Here is a 22,315-nt window from a genome sequence, read left to right on the forward strand (position 1 = left end):
CTCTATTCTTAATAACCCGGATTCTGATTTCCTATATTAACATCGTCATTTGTACTCAATTCACCTTGAGGAATAGGAAGCAGTTGATTACGTACCAGATAAGTGTTCCAATCTTCCTGCCCATCATTCGGATACCAATACTCTCTCCAATCTGATTTATAGTTATTCGCTACACCATGCTCATAGCAAGCCTTGGTTATTTCATGGTTGTTGTTCCGTTCAAGGATTTTCTGTCTCCACGCGATACCACGACGACGCGTATCTGTAAATCCGTCATACTCAGCAGCCAATTCAAAAAGGCGTTCGTGGAATATTTTCTCCCGAATCTGTTCTGACGTCAGGAGGTTGTCCCAATCCTTCGGATATATGCTGACCTTACTTCCCGAATGACGGGCACGATATAACACCTTATTTACCAATGAGATTGCGGTACCTTTATTTCCCAATTCATTCTCTACATCGGCCATAAGCAACAGAAAGTCAGCATAACGATATACATACAAATTATTATTAGCATAACGTCCGGTGCAATCGGTAGTAAAATATTTATAAAAATAAGGCCAGTCATTAATATTCCAGTCAGCTGGCCCTTTCGTCTTTGCAAAATTAGCTTTCAAAGTAGAATCGAGTTCAGCAATTGCCGGATTACGAGGATCGGCATAGGGTCCGCCAATCCGATAATCAATAGAATCGATAACTGTAAATTTCTTTTCAACAATAGGCACTTTTATTTTTATAGGGCGACCTGCAATAATCGTATCTCTCATTTCCCAACCCACGGTATCTTTCACATTTTTCGTAACCAGCGGATAAGCAGAAGTATATTCCCCCGCAGGTACACCGTTTTCATATTTCTCGTAGAGAGAAGTAAATGTAATTTTCAGGCGTGGATCATCCTGGTAAGTACCATGTGCCCAATCATAAAATGACTTATTAGGTTGAGAACGTCCCCAAGTTTCACCCGGTGAACAGTTTTGCGGAGAAAAAGTCCAGTGCAATGAGTTGTAACCGACATTCTCAGAAGTATTACCGGTAGCATCAACTACAAAAACAAATTCTTTAGAGAAAGGTACTCGTTTACCTCCAAAAAGTGTTTTCATGCTTGCTTCCAGTTCAAATCCTCCCTTTTCAATCACCAGGTCGCCATACTCTTTTGCTTTTGTGAAATAGCTCTGGCTACTCTGCATTTCTGGCCAGGCGTTTTTCAATTCACCATTAGCCCATACATCTCCCTGCTCAGCAGCCCATGCATTACATCCCAATATCCAATACAATTTGGTAAGATATGCGTAAGCCGAATACTTACTGGGAGCTGTAGGAGTGCCACTGGCCAAACTACTCGTCTCACTTAAGTCAGCGGCAGCTTCCGTCCAGTCTGTTGCAATCTGATCAATCACTTGCTGGCGTGAAGCACGTGGAAGAGCAATGTTACTGCTGGTAGACGGTTCCAGACGCAAAGGTACCCCTCCGTAAAAAGCTAACAGATTATAGTAACAAACCGCTCGCATAAACTTTGCCTGTGCCACCATATTGGGTTTAGTTGTCCAGTTGCCGGACTCACTATCATTACAACTATTAATAAATATATTGCAATTGGTAATAGCCTTATACAAAGCTCCCCATACTAAATCATTAAACTCATTAGCCACCGGAATAAGGCCTGCTGTATATTGACAACGATTGTCCGAGGTTTTATAAGATGTCCAGCATAAACCGGAAGCTTCCGTATTGACTTCCGGTATCAACTGAGCAAACCCTCCTTGGGTAGCCATCGTACCATAGATGCCGTTTAATGCCAATTGTGCGGCAGACTCACTCTCATAAACCACTTTCGAGTTAAGCGTATATTTCGGATCTTCGTCCAAGCAGGAACTAAACAGACTTACAAAAAACAATATATATACTATACTATAAAACTTTCTCATAATCAGATCTTCTTTTTTAGAATGAAACATTAAGACCGAAGATAAACGAACGAGTATGAGGATAAGAGCTCAAGTCTATCCCCGGGCGTGTTCCGTCAAAGGCAAAAGTATTCACTTCAGGATCATAACCGGAATAATTGTTAATACAGAACAAATTCTTTGCCGATGCAAAAACCCCTATATTTGAGAAGCGGATTTTCTTAACCCAGTTTTTAGGCAAATCATACCCTAAAGTGATATCCGTGCAACGAAGGAAACTACCATCTTCTACATAGCTGTCAAATACAACTTGCGGAACAGTTGAGTTAGGCGATGTCGTAGTACGACTATAATTAGCTGCTCCGTTCCAGGGATTCTCTTCATGGTACATATTACGATAGGACTCGGCCAGAACCATACCGTTGGATTGAGAAGGGAAATTATAATAACGTGCATTAGCATTCAAAATATCATTACCATAGACCCCGTTAAATGCCAATGACAGTGTCAAAGATTTCCACGTAAAGCTGGTTTGGATTCCATACGTAAAGTCCGGATTCGGATTACCTATAATCGTTTTATCCTTTTCATCGATTTTTTTATCCCCATTGCGATCTACAAACTTTAAATTACCAGCTCCCAATGTACCTACCGAGTTGGTCACTTGTGACAGGTAGGGATCATTCTCCTGAATAATTCCGTCCGTCTGATAGCCATAAAATAATCCGGGCGCATGGTCTGCCACAAAAATATTGGCCTCATGGAAATGATTTCCCAAAGAAGCGCCCAGATAGGCCTTCCACATACGAGAACTACCATCATCATTTACCCCCCACTGCTCTTCAGGCAAACCAAAGTCGAGAATCTTCCCTCTGTTAAATGAAATATTTCCGGAAAGTGACCAAGTAAAGGTACGATTACGAATAATATCACCATTCAAAGAAACCTCAATACCTTTATTGCGAAGTTTACCTTGATTAACAGTCATACTTTTATATCCGGTAGAGGGTGGAAGATCTCGTTGAATCAAAAGATTACTGGTTGTTTTAGAATATACATCTACACTACCGCTGATCCGGCTATCCAAAAAAGCAAAATCCATACCGATATTATAAGAAGCGGTAGTTTCCCACTTCAGACCTTCATTAGCTAACTTGTTCACGATCAAACCGATCAGTTTCGTCCCGTCTCCTGAAGCCGATTGAGCCGGTTTGCCGTCATCACCCAAAGAAGCATAGGGAGCAAACGTACTATAAGAGCTAATAGACTGAGATCCGGTCTTACCATAACCGGCACGGATCTTCAATTGATTCAGCCAACTCACATCGTGCATGAATTTTTCCTGCTCCATACGCCACGCCACAGTAGCAGCAGGGAAATAGGCCCAACGGTTACCTTCTTTAAACTTACTGGAACCGTCGGCACGGATAGAAGCTGTCAGCAAATAGCGTCCGTTGAGAAAAGAAAGATTAGCGCGTCCCAGTGCAGACAGCAATTGGTAGTCATCCTGTAGCGGCTGTTTATATTCTTTATTACCAGCAAGATGTAATCCGTTAGAACGAAGGTCAAAAACGTTAAATTTATTACCTACCACTACTTTACTCAAAGAAGTATAAGCATCATATGTCACACCTGCTGTAGCATTGATAGAAACAATATCTTTCACTTCGTGATTAAACTGCAGCATATTCTCTACTGTATAGTTGCTTCGATCAAAGGAAGATTGGGTCACATATCCGTGCTGTATAGAACCTTCATACAAAGGCAGTCCATACCAGCGGTCACGATCTTGCAAGCTTATATTCCCCCCCGCACGTAAGTTGTAACTTAACCACTTAACGATGTTCCAGCTTAAGTCAATAGAACCACGGAATGTCTTCTCGGTTGTTTTATCATCAAATTCGTCTACCCAGGTCCACACGGTAGCACGAGAAGCTATATCTGTAATCTGATCCAGCTCCTCCTGTGATTTATTATATGGAGCTGAGGACAATGCAACGCCGGAAACAGCTCCTGTAGCACCACCTACGGAATTACCGCCAGCCATCATATCATTATCCTTAATAGACCCATTCAATGATATAGCCAGTTTTATTTTTTTAGATAAATCGGCATTTAAGTTTAAGCGGAAGTCTCCTTGTTTCAGACCGGTTCCTTGCACCAGCCCTTCAATATCCTTATAAGAGGCAGAGGCAAAATAGGTTACTTTATCGGTACCTCCATTCAAGGTTACTGCATAATTCTGCGAGAAGGAGGTACTATAAATTTCCTTTTGCCAGTCTATCTGCTGTAACCGGCTCCACGGTTCATTCAATTTAGAGTCTTCACCATTCTTACGCCACACATCATTATTTTCATCGATAAAATACTTATAATAATCATTCCACACTGTTTCACCGGTCACTTTATCAACCTTCCACAGTCCTTCATTAGGAGAAACACCTCCACGAATCAGCGAATAAACAGCATAATCATGCAGGTTCATCATTTCCAGCAAGTTACTGGCATCCGTTATTGTAAAATTGGCAGAGACATTCACCGACGTTTTTCCCGATTTACCCTTCTTTGTGGTAATCAGGATAACTCCATTTGCACCACGCGAACCATAAATAGCTGTTGCCGAAGCATCCTTCAACACCTCAATGCTCTCTATATCATTGGGATTCAAGGAGCTCAATGCATTGGTAGCAATGGCGATATTATCATCGCCGGTAGAAGCAAACTCACCCGTAGAAGCTTGGGGAATATTATCAATCACATACAAAGGCTGGTTATCGCCTCGTAAAGAGTTGGCACCACGAATCGTAACAGAGCTGGCTGCACCCGGAGCATCGACAGAAGTGCCTACACTCAAACCGGCTATTTTACCTTGTAACATATTGTCTATGGAAGCCACTTTACTGGCCTCATTTTCATTGGGACGGTAAGAACCGATAGCACCGGTCAGATCACTCTTCTTCATCTGTCCATATCCCACCACCACTACTTCGTCCAGCATTTCGGAATCTTCTTTCAGAATTATATCGAACACTGTTTTTTTACCTACTTTAATAGTCTGTGTCTGATATCCTATAAAGCGGAACTCCAAAGTTGACTTGTCTGACGGAACCGAGATACTAAAATTACCATCAATATCCGTCACAGTACCATTAGCAGTCTCTTTAACTAACACACTTGCACCCGGTATTCCATACCCATCCTCTCCCTTGACGGTTCCTTTGATCATGATCTGAGCAAAAGAAACAGTAGAAAAGAGCAATACACATAGTAATGTTACTACACGCAGTTGTCTATTTTTCATAAGTATTCTATTTAATTATTTATATAGCTTGATTGATTCACTCTTATTCCCGTCATTCACGCAAATCAAATAAACTCCCTTTGGCAGTTCGCCCCATTCAATAGTGGTTTCTTTCTGCTTCAATATTTCTTGCCGACATAAAACACCACTGTCATTATAAATACTGCATACGGCATGTGATATTCCATCGGCAAGTACAACGACAAAACCCATATCATCACCCGAACGCATAATGCTACACAAACTTGAAGTGCTATTTTTAAGTTGCTGAATGCCCACTACCGGCCCTGTCTTCACCTGAGTTATCAAAGTATCTACGTTAGAAGCGATAATGTCATTCTGTGCCCGTATTAAGCTCTTATAATCACTCACACGCAGGTCATTGGCCATATCAAAATACATCGTGCCCAAACACCTATTATCGAGAATAAAGTTCTGTTTGCGTTTCACCTGATTCACGCCATTGAAATAATATCTGTCCATCCATATATTCAGGTCAGGATCATAATTATCGTCATTCATACCTAACTTCTCAAAAAGATCCTTGTATCCGGCTTCTGAGCCGTCCACCAACAAAACACCATAGGAAAGCACTAATTTATCTTTCGGGTATCCGTAATCGATAAAATGTTTATAAGCAGCTTCATAATAATCCCACGTATACGTACTGGTTTGAGGACCATATAACTGCATTGTAAAATAATCAATTCCCGGATCGGTTAACAGGCTCTTATCCAAAGTATATGAATAATCGTGTTGGGAAACAGAGAATATTTTGTCATCCTCTCCTGCCATCACCTCATCTATCAGCCTACGGATCACTGGATTCAAGATATTATAATAATGCCATTCAAGATCGACATCAATACCATCAAAATAAGGTAGTAATTTCTTTGCATCGGCAATCAAACGGTCTACATTTTCTTTCTTATTCAGTACGCCGCTCCACTTATCACCCTCGGGATAGATAAGTCCCATCCGTATCTTCATACCACGATGGTTGGCGTAATAATCTTTCATGAAATCAATCATCCCCGTAAAGCTTTGCGAGTCTTTTCCGATATGATCCGGATCATCGCCCTTCCAATAAGCATTCAGGAAGATATTGTTCCACTCACCTACATTCAATTTATAAGGATTAGTAGCATCATTCTCCACACTACCAGCACGGCCAGAGCCCCACACCATCCATTCATCCATTTTGCCGTCAAGGTTTTTACCCAATACAACCGGCGTTCCTTCCAGTGCAGGTATAGCGGAAATATTCATGCCATTTCCACTCAGTTTAACACCGCTTAAACCATTAAAAATAGTGTAATCAACTCCGATTTGAATAAGATTGAATGAGAGGCGCGTATTAGTAATATCCGCCACAACACTTGGAGAAAAATACACAGATAAATAATGCCATTTCCCTATCTCGACTTTATTACTCAAGGTTCCGACAGTTCCATTAAGATCTACTACAATATCTTTCGTTGCTTCATTGCCCAGCCGTACTTCAATACATTCAGTGTCAGACTTACGCTTGGAAAACAACAAAGCCCCTTCTGTCCAATTATCAATATAAATCCAACCTTCCAGTGTACCTACGCCTACAAGTTCGCGTCCAAATCCAGTTCCCGAACTATAAAACAAATCCCCATCCGCAGCTGTCATTCCGGCACCAGCTCCTTGAAAATCCATTATACCCTTTCGTCCTTCAAACTCTTCCAAATATCCTACATTGACCGCTTCTGCAGAATTATCCGCATATTCTGTTTTTAAAGAACCGTCTTTCTGAACCTTTGCGGTCAGTATGATCAAATCATTTGTCATAAGAAACATATCACGATCAATATTGGGGCGGTCTATGAAACGAATAAGATTAGTATAACCGGTAGATACACGATAACGGAATTCGGCATTATCAGTAACCGGTACTCTACTTACAGAATGAAATGTTCCATGATATGCCAGTTTGTAATCCACCAGATTTTCACACAAATCCTGATCACCTTTCCAATAAGCAACCAGTGATTCATAATTAGGATTGAACTTATTCAATGTATTCCGCCAATAGAGTTCTTTCTGTCCCAACGCTTTGTTCCAGATACGAATTTCATCCAATTCTCCCTTAAATCCTTTTCCTATAAAACCAGCTCGTTCGGAAGCAACCGTTAAGGTGGCGGGCAATGTTCCCGATATGGCATCCGAATAATCTACATTATTAATATATACTTTAACCATTCCGCTGGCCACACAAACAGAAACTTGTGCCCACTGACCTAAAGAGAAAGTATAACTATTTAACGTTACACTTTGTTTGCCCGAAGTCACAACCAGTTTTCCAGCTGCATCAAGATGTAAGGAGAGATTATCCTGATAAAACAGTTGTGCGTTGGCCGACAAAGCTTCAGGTTTAATCCATGCCTGAAAAGTTACTTCAGAGCTATTATTTAATTCTTTGATAACGGAGGTTTCCACATAGCCAGTACCTTCAGCATTTTTTAATGCATAATTTACAGTCTGAGCCGAAACGGTCAATGCTGATACACCACACAGCAGACCTACGAAAAAAGAAAGAGATTTCTTCATGCTTGACTAATATATAAAGATGAGTTAAAGATTAACAAAAGAAAGAGGTATTTATCGAGTTAAGAAAGTCAGGAGCATTCTTCACTGAGATACTCCCACTTTCTTTTCAAAAGAGTATGTATATTTTTTAATACACAACTATCACTTCAATTAATAAATCACTTTACGAGTCATATCACCGGTTTTCACAATATAAGCACCTCTTTCGTTTACAGGAATAGTAGTCACAGTAGCATTAGGAAATACCTTTTCAATCAATTGTCCGGCAACAGTGTACACTTCAATCGGAGCAGTAGCATCTATTACAGATATGCCATTATCGTTTGCAAAAACAATCACGTTATCTTCATATTTAGTATATGAAATACCTGTCGGAGCGTCGGTCCAGTCAACAGCATCTATCTTTAATTGTCCCCCCAAAGTAGCCTCCGTAATCCTTTCTATTTTCAAATCATCAAACATCAGGATAGATTGGTTAGCAATTGTTCCACCAAGTCCTAATTTAATTAAAAGAGGAGTAAAATCATAGTCAGCAGCTGAATTCGAAGTGATTTCTACTTCAAACTGATAATTTGTCCAATAGCTATTAAAATCTTTTATTGCAGATAAATGGAAATTACCATCAGTATTTGTACCACCTAAAAATGGTTTATTATCCCACCAAGAAGTTCCAAAATAACAATTAATATCTACTGTGTTAGTAATATCTTCATTTAAAACAACACGCATAGGGATAGATATCCTATACATTCCTATAGGCAGATCTTTTTGAGAAACGACATATACATTAGGGGCACTCATGCTTTCAGCATTCTTTACAGCGCGAGCGTCTGTTGCAGTAGATGCATTCCCCTGATAAATCATAATATTACCTAATTTTCCACCATCTACAATTTGGAACGCATGATAAAAAGCTTCCAGATTAGCTTTCTGACCGGCAGTCATATCTTTATAAGCAATATCTCCTGCTCCTGTCCAATTAGCAACAGAGAAGCCGCCTTCTAGATTATCCGCCCACCGAAATCCTTTACCAAGAGCGTCATCTCCTTTAAAGTTTCCTCCTATAGCTGATGACTCTCTAATAAATAAACCATCAGCGCTGCCCTTCGCCAATTTGTCAAACGACCAATTTTTAGGACTAACATCGACCTGTGCCATTACACCTGTTGCTACAAATAAACCTGCAGCCACCATAAGTAATACTTTTTTCATAATACATTAATTTTTATGTTAAACAATAAATATAAGTAAGCAGTAAATCTGCTATCTTTAAACTTTTATTCCACTCTCCTTTTAATAAGAGAAAGAAATTTTATACCTCCGGCAGTAAACGATAGATAAAAGGAAGAAAAGACCATTTCATAATGTACATCTTCTTATAGATCAAGTTTACCAAAGGATGCGATTGCTTTAAATAAGATTCTTTAATTAATCGCATTGCAAATGTATGCGCTTTATATTATCTTCATGTTTTAAATAGCTCAAACTTTTTTTCAAATTTGTCCAATACAAACAATTCCGGACGATTTGAAACATTATGGGACAAATTAGAACATTATGCGAATCAGCAGTTGGTTATTGAGTTCAAAGCTGATCAAGTAATGAATCAGTTCACCATAGAGGGCACAGAGTTTTAGATTTTTATTGAAACGCAGGAACCATCGCTTGGCGTACCTCACCGTGCGGGAAGCACTCAAAGCAGTTTCTAAACAGATAATCATTTTAAAGATATTTTAATTGTATCTTTCAATAGAGGTTTTTCTTTGCAAATGATATAATCACTCGGGAGAATTGTTATCTCCTTTTTCGTCTCTTTAAGAAAAGAAATATCAAATGATACGAAAACAATCTCATCGGCTTCGATTTGATATATATTCTGCTCAATTTGTTTAGTTCTCCGACTAGTCTGCTTCTTACTACGATGCATAAATCGAACATTATTTACAATAAAACCATCGTTTTTTAGAATTTTAAAAGAATCCGTATGCAGTACACCATTACTTGTATTAAAATTATATTTCAAAAATATAGTATATTGACTTGGATTTTTCATCTGATAGCCTAAAGCTACCAAACTAAATTCGCCACATTCTGAATTCAATTTTAATGAATCAATTCCGTTAATTTTTATAGGAGTAGCTAAATCTCCATGATAAAACACATCCATACAAGAATAACAAAATATCATTACTAAAATAAAAACTATTTTTTTTATTATCTTCAATCTGCTTTTAATTACCACCAATATTTTGTATCCGCTTGTGTTTCAAAGAAATTTTGTATACCAATAAGGGTTCCATGTCTAACAACAGAATTTAGTCCATGCATAAAATAATTCAAAAGAAAAGCATCTCCCATAGAACGGGATTGCCATAAATGGTGGAGTTCATGTGAATACAAATTATTTAAATTCGAGTTACCAATAATAGCATGAGCACCAAATCCAGTATCCCAAATCTTGGGTGAATAAAAGTGATCAACGCCTCCACCACTATAATTTAATGACAAGTTCTTCCAGTCAAAACTAGCATTTCCACCAAATGCCAAATTTATCAACCCAAAAGCATTTGTTGCAATATTCCCTATATTATTCTGCCATTGCAATAACTTTTGTCCTTTCCCTATAGTCAAGTTAACAGGTCCAACTCCTAAAGAGACTTTTGAAAAAGGATTATCCCCTTGTGCCCAGTTTTTACCTATCGAACGTCCCACTGTCCCTATCATCTCATAACCTAATTTCCCCGACAACTGCCCAATATTTGATGTAGAGCCAAAACCTTTTACCATTCCCAAGCCTCCGGTAGCAGTCCAAGCGCCAGAAGCCATACCTACGAGACCGGACTTCCACGCTCCGTCCCAACCACCACCTGAAAGGGCATTTATTCCAATATTTATTGAGCCACTATTCAACATCGTACTAACCAAACCTGCCGTCTTTGTTGGAACACTCACACCAGCTGCCATTGTTGTCATACCTGTAGCACCTATCGCTGCCGAAAAACCATATCCAAGTGTAGCACCAATCACGCCACCAGCTATAGCACCTTTCCAACAATCCGGTTTCCAATTCCAAAATGCAGCCGTATGAGACTGAATAGATGCTCCTACATAAGCCCCTACCACTGCACCTATTATCACCGGAACAAACCACGCAATCTCTCCCGTTTGGTCCCTATACATCAATGGATTATTCAAGCAATAGCTATAACGATTAAAACTTTGGCTATTTTCCAGCATCTGCACATATGGATCCGGGCTCAAAAAACGACCTAATAATGGATCGTATAAACGAGCGTTCATATTTATCAATCCGAATATAGATAAATGCTCATGCCCAGTGTAACCACGATTTAGAAATAATGATGGCTCACTTCCGGGAGCATATACAGATTGAGTTTCAGGATTACATAAACGCCCCCAAGCATCATAACTCAATTCTTGCACCACATTTCCAGAAGAATTTGTTATGTGCGTAATACTTCCCAAATAATCACGACAAATATAGTAAATATTCCAAGAACCATTCTCCTTTACATAAACCGCTGGAGCGGAATATGCATCCCCACCGATATACAATAAACTTTTGGAGTCATCTTTTTCATAACAACCTCCTAAATAATAGCGATATTGTTGGTTAATGCTACTCGGGGCTATTGTCATTTTTACACGATTTCCATTTGCCTTATAAACAAATGTAGCCGTAGTATTATTCTCAGTAATTGTTACCGGTCGTCTAAAAGAATTATAAATAACATTTTGGTTACTTTTTGGAACTAAATAACCGGTATAAGAAACGAACTCGGTGATAGCATATGGCTTTGAAGTATTCGTATATTTTAGGTCACCAATTCCCACTATTTTGATTACATTACCTTTCGAATCATAATGATTCTGCATATTTTCAAAATCAACCAAACGGTTCAAATTATCATAGTCAAAATGCTCTGTTTTATTACGAATTGCGTCCGTACGAGTAAATAAATAACCATACCGCGCATTAAACAAATATTTTGAATGCCGTATAGAGCCCACTTGACGTTCTGTAGGAAACCCGTAATTGTCATATTTATAAGTACGAGTTAATGGCCCGGTTGAAACAATTGTAGGTTTTCCCAACTCATTTTCACTTGCTAATTTCCATATCGAAGTTGTACCCAATTTTATTTCTGTCAGATAACCATTCATATAAATACGATTTTCCTCCATTACAGAACTATCATCAGACGTTTCATAGATGATTTTTGAGAGGTTATCATCAGTATTATAGGTATAAGTACGTTTCAACCAAACACTATCCGGAGCATATTCTATCTCAGTAGCAATTCGCCCAAATTTATCATAAGTATAATACTTTGATGTCCCATTAGTCGAAATCTCCTTTTCCAGGAATTTCGTTATAACATTATATTTACATATAGTTTCAAATTCGGGACGTTTTACTCTTAAAATGCGTCCATCCAATGTAGAACTAGATAATTTTGTTTTACCATTAGCATCCGTCTCTCTTATATCTCTTTGATTACCACTAACGTTTTCTGAGTAACTTTGCGTACCTGCACTCGGGTCTATAAGTTTGGTCCGCCGCCCATAGGTATCATACTCAAAAGAAGTAACAACATCTCCCGGAGCTATTATTTTCTTAGGTTGCCTATCCGGCCGATATTCATAGGTAATTGTCCCTCCCAGATCGGAAACGGCTGTCAATAATCCACTCTTATCGTAAGTTCGGGTAGTAGCCATTCCCCTTGTATCAGTAGTAATCACTTGATTCCCTGAATAATCGGTAGTACTTATTCCACCAGAAGCTTCTGTTACGGATATCGTACGGTCATAATTATCATAACTATAAGTAGTCCATAGTGAGGGTTGAACTTTAAATGGTTGAGAAACCCTTTTCACACGTCCATATTCATCATATTCGGTAGCCGTATATTGCCAGCTTCCATCAAACCGCTGGTTCCCACTCCATACTTCCCGGTTCAAAGCATCATAATACGTCTCCTTTTTAGGTTGTCCAACTGTTATTTCTGTCACAGAGTATATTCCCATTGAAGGGCTCCATGAATAAGTTACATCCTTTTTTATATCATAACGTGTCGCGGAACTACGATTAAATAACCGAACCTGTGATAAATGGGTTGCACTATAGCTATAATGAAAAATATTAGATAGAAAATCTGTCATGGAACTAACTCTTCCCCACTCATCATAATCATAGCGAGTAGTCCGTCCTAACATATCAGTCTCCGTCTCAATATCTCGATTCAGATAATACGTATACGTACTTCCTTGAAACGCCGTACTTGTATATGGTGCACTCATCTCTGTAAGTACATTATTATACTCATTATAGGTCCACCGTATCTCTTCTGTCTTATTACCGTTCGTTTTAGTAATCTTACTCTCAGGTAGCACAGTACCTGATTTATAAATAATTTCTTCCGATTGAGTCCAGGAAGTTCCATCACGGTTATCCGTTACAGTCTTTAAAAGAGGAAGTCCAATCCAATAGTGTTCGGTTGTGACCAGATTCTGATAAGTTTGTACTACATTCGTTTGTATTACATTTGAAGTCTGTACATCCGTATAAGCAGTTACTTCGGATACAGGATTACTATATCCATCGTAGCTGTATGTTTTTGTAACAGTCGTATTTTTCAGTAAGTTTTTAACAGAAACCCTAACCGGTCTGACTGTAGCTTTTTTATTAGCGGTAACTCCCACATAATAGACATTATTAGTTTCTACTGTAGGGGTAATCTCTCTTACCGGTACTCCGAACCTCAAAGGATCATACGTTTGGGAAGAAACTACTCGGTTACGTAATTTATCATACGCTTCCATATTTTTCATTCCGGTAAAACCTAATCCCTGACGATGAAAAATAGCCTCTTTATAAGTGTACGACAGATTACTTATCAATGAACCGTTGAGTAAGGTTTCCCGCGAAGCTGTTACCCACAAAGGACCGTTGAAATCAGTATATGGGAAAGTAGCTTCCGTACCTTTTACATAAAACCCAAAAGGGCTTCCGTATTCACGTCCATTCAAACGCTGATAATAGTTACGATGTACCACCCCGAAACTATTAACCATACCCGTCAGTAAATATTGTTTCGCCCCATTAATCATACTATTTACTTTCACCAACCTCGGCCCTTTCACAGCTAATAAAAAATTATAATAATTGGACGTAGCAACAGAAGAGGGCACAATATAACTATCCTTGGGAATACCCACAAAAGTAAGTCCGATTGAAAAGGAACCATTTTTATTAAGCCAGGCATCTACACTTGCAGCCGTATTGGCCGATTCATGCCTTATCAAATCGACCAAGCCGTCAGCATCCACATCTTGTAATGCATAGTGCTCATCTGTCCGGTATTCCATAAGTTCTTGTTGGGTTTTAACCAAACCACTACCGGTAGAAAGATAAGTATCCCATACTGTCCCATTATGATAGGGTATCGTTGTCGCCACTCGATAAGCAGCACCATGTTTAGGACATTCACCATTAACGAGAGGCTTTCTGCAATTGACGCATTCATTGACATATCCTATGGGATAATGGCACTGCGGACATACATCACTATTCGGATAATGCCAAAGGCATGCCGGGCAGTATTCGGAAGTTTTTGTCAAAACATCCAGATTTCCCCACTCATCATAGGATTTAACCGGAGTAACAACAAAATCCACTTTGCCATCCCCATTCACATCGCCAAGCATTAAGTTTCTATTTCGTAATTTATTAATATTCAAATCCGGATATGTGAATAGTTTATTCAATGAATAGGCTCCATTGGTTATTTTAAAACTATAAACATCCATTCCACTTTCATGCAAATGGCAGAGATCGGTTTTTCCGTCTCCATCCACATCCATTGGAATAACCATATCCTTTTTAACATTAAAATTAAAAACATGAGCATTGAAAAGGGTTCGTCGACCGGATAAATCAAATAGCATGCACTTTGAATCCAACTCTTTCTCGAGGGGATGGTACATAGACACTGCCAACACTTCAATTTTCCCGTCCCCATTATAATCACCCGGCAGATAGGTTTTAGGCCAAAAACTCTTATTATTTATATGCGTTACAGCATCGCTGGTAAATGTAAAAGTAGACTCCAGACTCATGGAATTTTTTAAATCCGGCTTATAGGTTTTTATCGTAACCACATCCCGGTCGTCAACCAAAGTGTTGTTAATCTTCAAGATTTCATCGCCGGATTTTCCATCCACATCTGCCGACAATAACGCCTGAAAACCATCCTCAGCCAAAAGCTTGGTAGGCGAAGGAGCAACACTACCCAGATTTTGGTAAACCAACAATTCCTGCTCCGGAGCAAATTCAGAAAAATAGTAATATACAGAATGTTGAAAAGTACTGCTCGGCTTATAATAAGAAGAACAAGGGCTCTTATCCGGATAGACTATTAAGGCGTCGTCATCGGAACCGTAATCAAATTTTCCTTTATTTACTATTACTGATACGGATTCATCATAATGCATCATTAATCCGACTTCCTGCTTCTGAAGCTTTTCCGTTGTATTATCACTATATCCATAGTAGAACTTCAATGGATTCAGATGCCCTCTTCCAATCCCAGTCAATAATGACACTCTATCCGTCTGATAAGTAAAAGAATATTCATCAACAAAATCTCCCTTATCCCAGCATTTTATTTTATCGAGCAAACATGACAACTTAAACTCCATACCATTCTGATAACCGGATATAATATCAGCACGTGATTTATAAATAAAATCCATCTCTGTGATAGACATATCAAATGAAGAATGGATTCCGGAATAGATTTTCGTTATATAGCTATGATTGTCAATCGTTTCATATTCGTAGGTATTATAATTTCCCAAAGCATCTTCAAATCGTGTAATAGGAAAAGATATATTACTGGTATTGCTATACATGGCTTTACTCCCATCCGGATATTCTACGGTAAAAGAGTTTATAGTATTTCCGGACACATCGGCCTTTATACGCATATTTCCACGTTCCGGCTCATAAGTATTTACCTGCCCTGCCACCGGAAGTAATCTCATGCCATCCAAAACAAATGCATCATTTGTATTAAATGTCATAAGTTCAGTCACTCCATCATAATAAATGCTCTTATCAATCCGGGTAATAGATGATAAGCCATTAATACTCCAACCATATCCCAATACATTATTTCCTCCCTGACTATTGTAAGCTATGGAAATTTCCGGATTAAAGCCATTCCGTATAGGAGTAATTTCAATAGGAACATTGTAAGTAATAGCTCCTGTAGACGCTACTTCAGAAGTAAAAGGTATCTCACCTACCGTATATTTAGTATCGACAGTTACAGAAGTAGGAATATGAGCATGCGTTTCCTCCGCCAATAAAGGGGTAACCATTTCAGTTTTGAAGGTATTATTTGCATCTGTATTCCGGACCGGATGTTCAATGCGAATAATAGAATCCGGAACAATAGAACTGAGGCTATCTACAGTAATTCGCCAATGTTTAGACTGTGAACCGATACTATAAGTCTGAGCATTTATATGAGAAACGAAACAAAAACTTAGAATCCCAAAGACGTAACAAGGGTATAAAAATGTATTTTTCACTTTCATAATATTGAGATATTAAAGGCTATTCTTTGATAATTTTCCACGCAGACTGCATCTGTCCGAAAACCAGCTTCATGATATATACACCCGGAATGAATTCCCGCATAGAGATCACTGTTTCCGTTGTACGAACTGTTTCTTTCAACAACAGTTTCCCCTGCATATCATAAAGTTGTAATGTGCCGACACCCGGTTCCGGTAATCCGGACAAGCTAACAGTTAAATCTGTTATTACAGGAGTTGGATAAACACGAATATTCTCTCTGGATAGTTTATTTTCCCAAGTATCATTCTCTAAAGAATCATTTTCGATAAAAGGAGAAAAAGATCGGGAAGTTACCAAAAGACGAGAAACCCGGTTACCGGCACTGTCATAAGAATACTGTAACTGCACAGTTTGTGCAGAAACATTTGTTCCAACAGCAATAGTTGCTGAAAATAACAAGAAAAGGAAAAAAGTTTTCATAGCATGTAGTATTAATAATGTTAACTCAAAAAGGTATTATCTAATTAAGGTTCTTTATGTTGGGCAATAATACGAAATCAAAAATATTCCGATGTTTCAAATCATTCAACTTTTTTCTAAAATCATTCTTTAAAGGATATTCAGGACAATCTCGGGCATATTTAAACAATTTGAAACATCAAAATAAAAATAAATATGATTCAATAGGAGTATAATATTCTATTTCCAGAGTAATATACGGAATTAAAAATCGATATTCACAAAATACTCATATTTCCAAGGATTCGGCAAACCGATGCAGTAGAATGTAGAACGGTAGTTTACTCCGATTCCGAAAAGCTTGCAGAAATTTCCATAAATATGAAGTAGAGTACCGATTGCATATTTTTTATAACTTAGTTCCTATATGAGAAAAAGATTCCTCAAAAACGACATGGCATATTTTCGGTTCATAAATCACTAATAACCAATACTTTTAAAAAAAATATTTATAAATATTATAAAAGTGTACACTTAAGCATGTGTTAATGGCGCTTCTATTAGATGCTAAAAGTATACACTTATACATACTAAGATTGGTTTCTTTGCCAATTTAGTTGAAAGATTTATTCTTGTACGGTTCTGAGTATTGTACGATAGAAATATACAGTACATGCCTACTTACAATTTGACAAAGTGACATTCCTGATCCTCTGGAATCCTCTAATTACGAGAAGGTTTCTCACAGGTGATAAAAATCTTCGGCATTTCCGATTTTGATTATTCCTATTGTACGATTTTCGGAGAATTATATAACAAAAGCATCTCGTTTTTTCGATCTTCATTACACAATTCAATATCATCAGTTTATTTGATTATACTTTTAATAGTTAAAAATGGAGCGAATTTAGCTATCAGTTAGCGTCCAAAATGTTTTTTAAGGCGGTTTTTATTTTTTCTCGTAGAGTCTCGAATCGTTTCTCTACGAGGTTCGAGTCGTTCCTCGTAGAGAAACCGAACTTATCATACCGGGGAAATTAGGATAACATTCCGGCTGAATGTGCATAGTTATCCAAACAAAGAAAGATTATACGACAGAATGTGCATAATAATTTATATTATTATGCAGTTTATTCTCCAGTTACAGCAATAATTAGAATAAAGGTGTCATAAAAATCAATCATATCGAAACAAAAAGACAGGATAACTGCATTTCTCAAAACCTTTATTAATTTCATCAGGATAGTACATTCAATACACCAACATCAGTTCATTAGGATTACGCTTTCAACTAAATTGATGAAGAACGCTAATAGTATATACTTTGGCATGCTTCAAATATAGAGTTAAAGATATGAGTTAACAATATTAATAACAATACAACAACATTATCTTGTAATTAAAAACTCATTATTATCTTGCACTTTTTGTTTATCTGTTACATTTGTTTTAATTTTGTCCAGACAAATTTGAAAAACCTATTATGAGAAACTATATAAATGTACTAACCAGCTTATGCCGGTTCGTCGGATGTATTCTACTAATACAATGCACCGTTTCTCCTTCATACGCTTTCCCTGACTATTATTTTAAACAATTATCTTTGAAAGAAGGTCTTTCACAGACAACAGTCAATTGTATACTCAAAGATTACAAAGGAATAATCTGGATAGGAACCCGAATGGGCCTAAACCGTTTCGATCAATACGAACTTAAAAATTACTTTTACGATTCGTATTCTCTCAAATCTCTACCAGACAATGATATCTGCTTTCTCAAAGAAGACTCCCAACTCAACCTATGGATAGGAACCCAAGAAGGACTATCGCTATATAACCGGGGAGAAGATAATTTCACTCTATTATATTATAACAATGCTCCGGTACAGGCAAAAGCCGCCTGTTTGTTAGATACTGGAGTTCTATTTGCCGGAACAGGCCTTTGGATATATAGTTATGCCGATCAGCAGTTGCACAGCCTCCCTGTTGTTAATAATGGAAAAGCTATCAGTGACTATTTTACATATATCAAACCCTGGAAAGAAAACATATACATAGTAGGAACACAATGGAAAGGGGTCTATCTATATCATGCAGACAGTCACCAACTAACTCCTTTTGCCCCATGCCAGGAACAACATATCAGTTCCTATTTTCTGGATGAACACAAAAATCTATGGTTATCGCCCTATGGCAAAGGAATTGTATGTTATGACGTAAATGGTCATGAAATCGGCCGCTATTCAACACGAAATTCGGAGTTGTGCAACGATATCATATTAGATATGCTTACTTATAAAGATGAGTTGTGGATAGCTACTGATGGAGGTGGAATTGCACGTTTTCATCTTGCCACCAACACTTTCCGTACAATTGAATACCAGACTGGAAACAGTAACTCACTTCCAGCAAATTCTATAAAGAGTCTATATGTGGATCATTCACAGAATTTATGGGCAGGTACTATCCGAAGTGGACTTCTAAACATCCGTGAAGTATATATGCACACTTTTCAGGATGCACCATTAAACAATATTTATGGACTAAGCAATAAAACTGCTTTATGCTTGTATGAAGAGGATAATTTCATGTATGTAGGAACGGACGGCGGTGGCATTAACCGCTTGAATCAGACAGAAAACACATTCATGCATTATCCTGCCTGCAGCAAAGAGAAAGTAGTATCGATAGCAGGATATAGCCAGCAAGAGTTAGTTGTTTCTTTTTTCGGAAAAGGGCTTTATTTTTTCAATAAAATGACAGGAGTTTGCCGTCCATGTAACTTTATGGACCAAAATCTTAGAGAGCAAATCAATTCTACAGGAATAGGCATCAACATACATCAATTTTCTCCGGACAAATACTACATACTGGCAGAACAGGTATATATCTATAACCTAAAAACAGCCCAGCTTATTCCTCTCCAGATGGAGGGCATAAGAAAAGATACAGATACTCCTATCAGTAATCTGAAAGTGATTGCCTCAACCGACTCGGTAGCTTATCTATGCGGAGTCAAGAATATTTTCAGAGTGGACAATCGGACTCAAACTTTATTCCCAATTTATTATACCAATGTAAACGTCACCATCAATGGGGTATGCAACGATCCTCAAGGGGATTTTTGGATGGCAACCAATCGGGGACTAATGAAATACAACCAGAAAAATAAATCGGTCGACAAGATAGAGACTTCTTTATTCAGTGAAGCAAGAACAGCCATTTACGACCCTACAGGAAGAATATGGGTAGGTGCTCGCAACATGCTGTTTGCTTATTCAATATCAGAGAAGCGATTCACTATTTTTGATGAAAACGATGGTGCTTTAGCCAATGAATACATGTACACCAATAGCCCGATATCCCAGTCGGGAGATATTTATCTATGTGGAGCGAACGGTTTGTTACGTATCTGCAAAGGCTATCCGTTTAAAGACAGTAACACCCCTACCATAAAACTAATGGATGTGGAACTGAACGGAGCAATCATTACAAATCAGGTTTCGGAAACAGGCGAACTGACTATACCCTATCACTATACATCACTTATCATAAAATTAATAAGGAACGAAGAAGATGTATTTCGACGGAGAATATACAGGTTTCACATTTCAGGTCTGGCACGTGATATTGAATCGTATGCACCTTCGTTGGCACTTTATTCGCTCCCTCCCGGCCATTATGAAGTGTCTGTTTCATGTAGCAACCGAAATGGTAGCTGGACAACAACGACGCCGATACTCAGCTTAAAGATCCCTACCCCCTGGTGGCAAAGTCCCTATCTTAAACTGTTATTAATTGTCTTTTTTATAGCTATCTGCATTTGTTATGTTATTTATTACAACCGTAAAAAAGAACGAAAATTGCAATGGAAACTAAAAGAACATAAACAGAATATGAATGAGGAAAAAATACGTTTCCTCATCAATATGAGTCATGAGTTACGGACTCCTCTTATGCTTATATATGCTCCACTCAAACGCGTGTTAAGTAAAGACATAATAACCGACAACAAATTGAAAGAACAGCTGGAAAGCATATGTAAACAAGTTCGAAGAATGAAAAATCTAATAGAAATGGTATTAGATGTACGCCGTATAGAAATGGGACAAAATGTATTACATCTTTCTACTGTCCCTTTCAACAAATGGCTGAAAGACATTGCCGATAGCTTTACAGACGAATTCACCAATAAAGGAGTACAACTGATATACAATCTGGATAGCCTGATTACTGATTGGACATTTGATACAAACAAGTGCGAAATGATCGTATCCAATCTACTGGTGAATGCTTTGAAATTTACTCCGGAAGGAAGTACAGTCGTCTTAACAACGCGAAAAGAAAAAGGATATATATGTATTTCGGTAACCGATGAAGGTATCGGACTGGATGAAGAAGATATGAAACATCTTTTTGTACGTTTCTATCAAGGAAAGAAATCTAAAGAAGGAAGTGGTATCGGATTATCTTATGTAAAAGTCTTAGTAAAATTACAAGGAGGTAAAATTAATGCATATAACAACGAAAAAGCGGGAGCAACTTTCTATTTCGAACTACCGGAAAGAGAAAGTGAGAAAGCCTTAGAACAATCTATAAACATATCACTCAACGATATACTACGCTTTCCCGAGAGAGAAAAGCAAGAAACGAACAAGGAAGAAGAACCGTTCGACGCAAAGAATTACTCTATACTAATAGTAGAAGATAATATAGAGCTATGTAATTTCCTCAAAGAGGCCATGAAAGAATATTTCCAGAACACATATACAGCTAACAATGGAAAAGATGCATTTAAGATTGCCACACAGAAATTGCCTGATATCATTGTGAGTGATATCATGATGCAAGGAGGAGACGGATTAGAACTTTGTCAGCAAATCAAAAGAACAGAAAGTACATGTTTCATTCCTGTTATTCTACTCACTGCCCGAACGGATATCGAAAGTACAGCTTTCGGATACAAATCGGGTGCCGATATTTATCTGACAAAACCATTTGAGGTAGAAGAGTTAGTTGTAATAGTACATAACCTATTAAAAAACAGAAAAATACTGCAAAAGCACTATCGTAATCACTCCAATGGCATATCAATAGAAGGAAAAGAACCAAGCAATGCAGATGAACAATTTTTATTCAAATTAAATGGTATTATTATAGAAAATCTAAACAATCCAGATTTAGATGTAGACTTCATTGCTGAAAGAATGGGAATGGCGCGAACCACACTTTATAACAGACTAAAAGCTCTGAACTATATGGGTATCAATGATTGCATCAATAACTTCCGCATAGAAAAAGCAATACAAATGTTACGCGAAACAAATTGCAATATGCTTGAAATATCAGAAGCGGTAGGATTTAGCAGTCAACGTTATTTCAGTACATTCTTTAAAAAAATGGTAGGTTGCACACCTACCAAATACAGAGAAGAAAATCTTCAAAAATAAGTATCTTTCAATATCTA

9 protein-coding genes are annotated in these 22,315 nt (G+C 37.9%); 1 reads left to right on the plus strand and 8 read right to left on the minus strand.

From position 1 onward, the window contains the following. Positions 1-8: 8 nt before the first annotated feature. The 8 genes from VCM39_RS18680 to VCM39_RS18715 form a co-directional block, all read right to left on the minus strand. Positions 9-1,925: a RagB/SusD family nutrient uptake outer membrane protein gene (locus VCM39_RS18680; RefSeq protein ID WP_322933952.1), complete on the minus strand. Its 1,917-nt coding sequence runs from the start codon at positions 1,923-1,925 to the stop codon at positions 9-11. 16 nt (positions 1,926-1,941) lie between these two features. Further along, positions 1,942-5,205 (minus strand): TonB-dependent receptor, encoded by a 3,264-nt coding sequence (locus VCM39_RS18685; RefSeq protein WP_322933953.1) that lies wholly within the window; start codon positions 5,203-5,205, stop codon positions 1,942-1,944. A 15-nt stretch (positions 5,206-5,220) separates the two neighbouring features. Then, positions 5,221-7,782 (minus strand): LamG-like jellyroll fold domain-containing protein, encoded by a 2,562-nt coding sequence (locus VCM39_RS18690; protein ID WP_322933954.1) that lies wholly within the window; start codon positions 7,780-7,782, stop codon positions 5,221-5,223. A gap of 150 nt (positions 7,783-7,932) precedes the next feature. Beyond that, positions 7,933-8,994, minus strand: coding sequence for a hypothetical protein (locus tag VCM39_RS18695; protein ID WP_322933955.1), 1,062 nt, complete (start codon positions 8,992-8,994; stop codon positions 7,933-7,935). A gap of 335 nt (positions 8,995-9,329) precedes the next feature. Then, entirely contained in the window at positions 9,330-9,503 is a 174-nt protein-coding gene (locus VCM39_RS18700; RefSeq protein WP_322933956.1) for a hypothetical protein, read from the minus strand. Next, positions 9,500-10,006, minus strand: a complete 507-nt coding sequence (locus VCM39_RS18705; protein WP_322933957.1) for a hypothetical protein — start codon at positions 10,004-10,006, stop codon at positions 9,500-9,502. Before VCM39_RS18705 ends, VCM39_RS18700 begins: the two co-directional genes overlap by 4 nt. An 11-nt stretch (positions 10,007-10,017) precedes the next feature. Beyond that, the gene (locus VCM39_RS18710) at positions 10,018-16,407 is read right to left on the minus strand and encodes an RHS repeat-associated core domain-containing protein (RefSeq protein ID WP_322933958.1); all 6,390 of its coding nucleotides are present in this window, start codon (positions 16,405-16,407) and stop codon (positions 10,018-10,020) included. 19 nt (positions 16,408-16,426) lie between these two features. Further along, positions 16,427-16,870: a T9SS type A sorting domain-containing protein gene (locus VCM39_RS18715; RefSeq protein ID WP_221650882.1), complete on the minus strand. Its 444-nt coding sequence runs from the start codon at positions 16,868-16,870 to the stop codon at positions 16,427-16,429. Between the two features lie 1,462 nt (positions 16,871-18,332). Here VCM39_RS18715 and VCM39_RS18720 point away from each other — a divergent pair. Beyond that, positions 18,333-22,298: an ATP-binding protein gene (locus tag VCM39_RS18720; protein ID WP_322933959.1), complete on the plus strand. Its 3,966-nt coding sequence runs from the start codon at positions 18,333-18,335 to the stop codon at positions 22,296-22,298. Positions 22,299-22,315: the final 17 nt, after the last annotated feature.

Source organism: Bacteroides mucinivorans (genome assembly GCF_034654355.2).
Taxonomy (GTDB): domain Bacteria; phylum Bacteroidota; class Bacteroidia; order Bacteroidales; family Bacteroidaceae; genus Bacteroides; species Bacteroides nordii.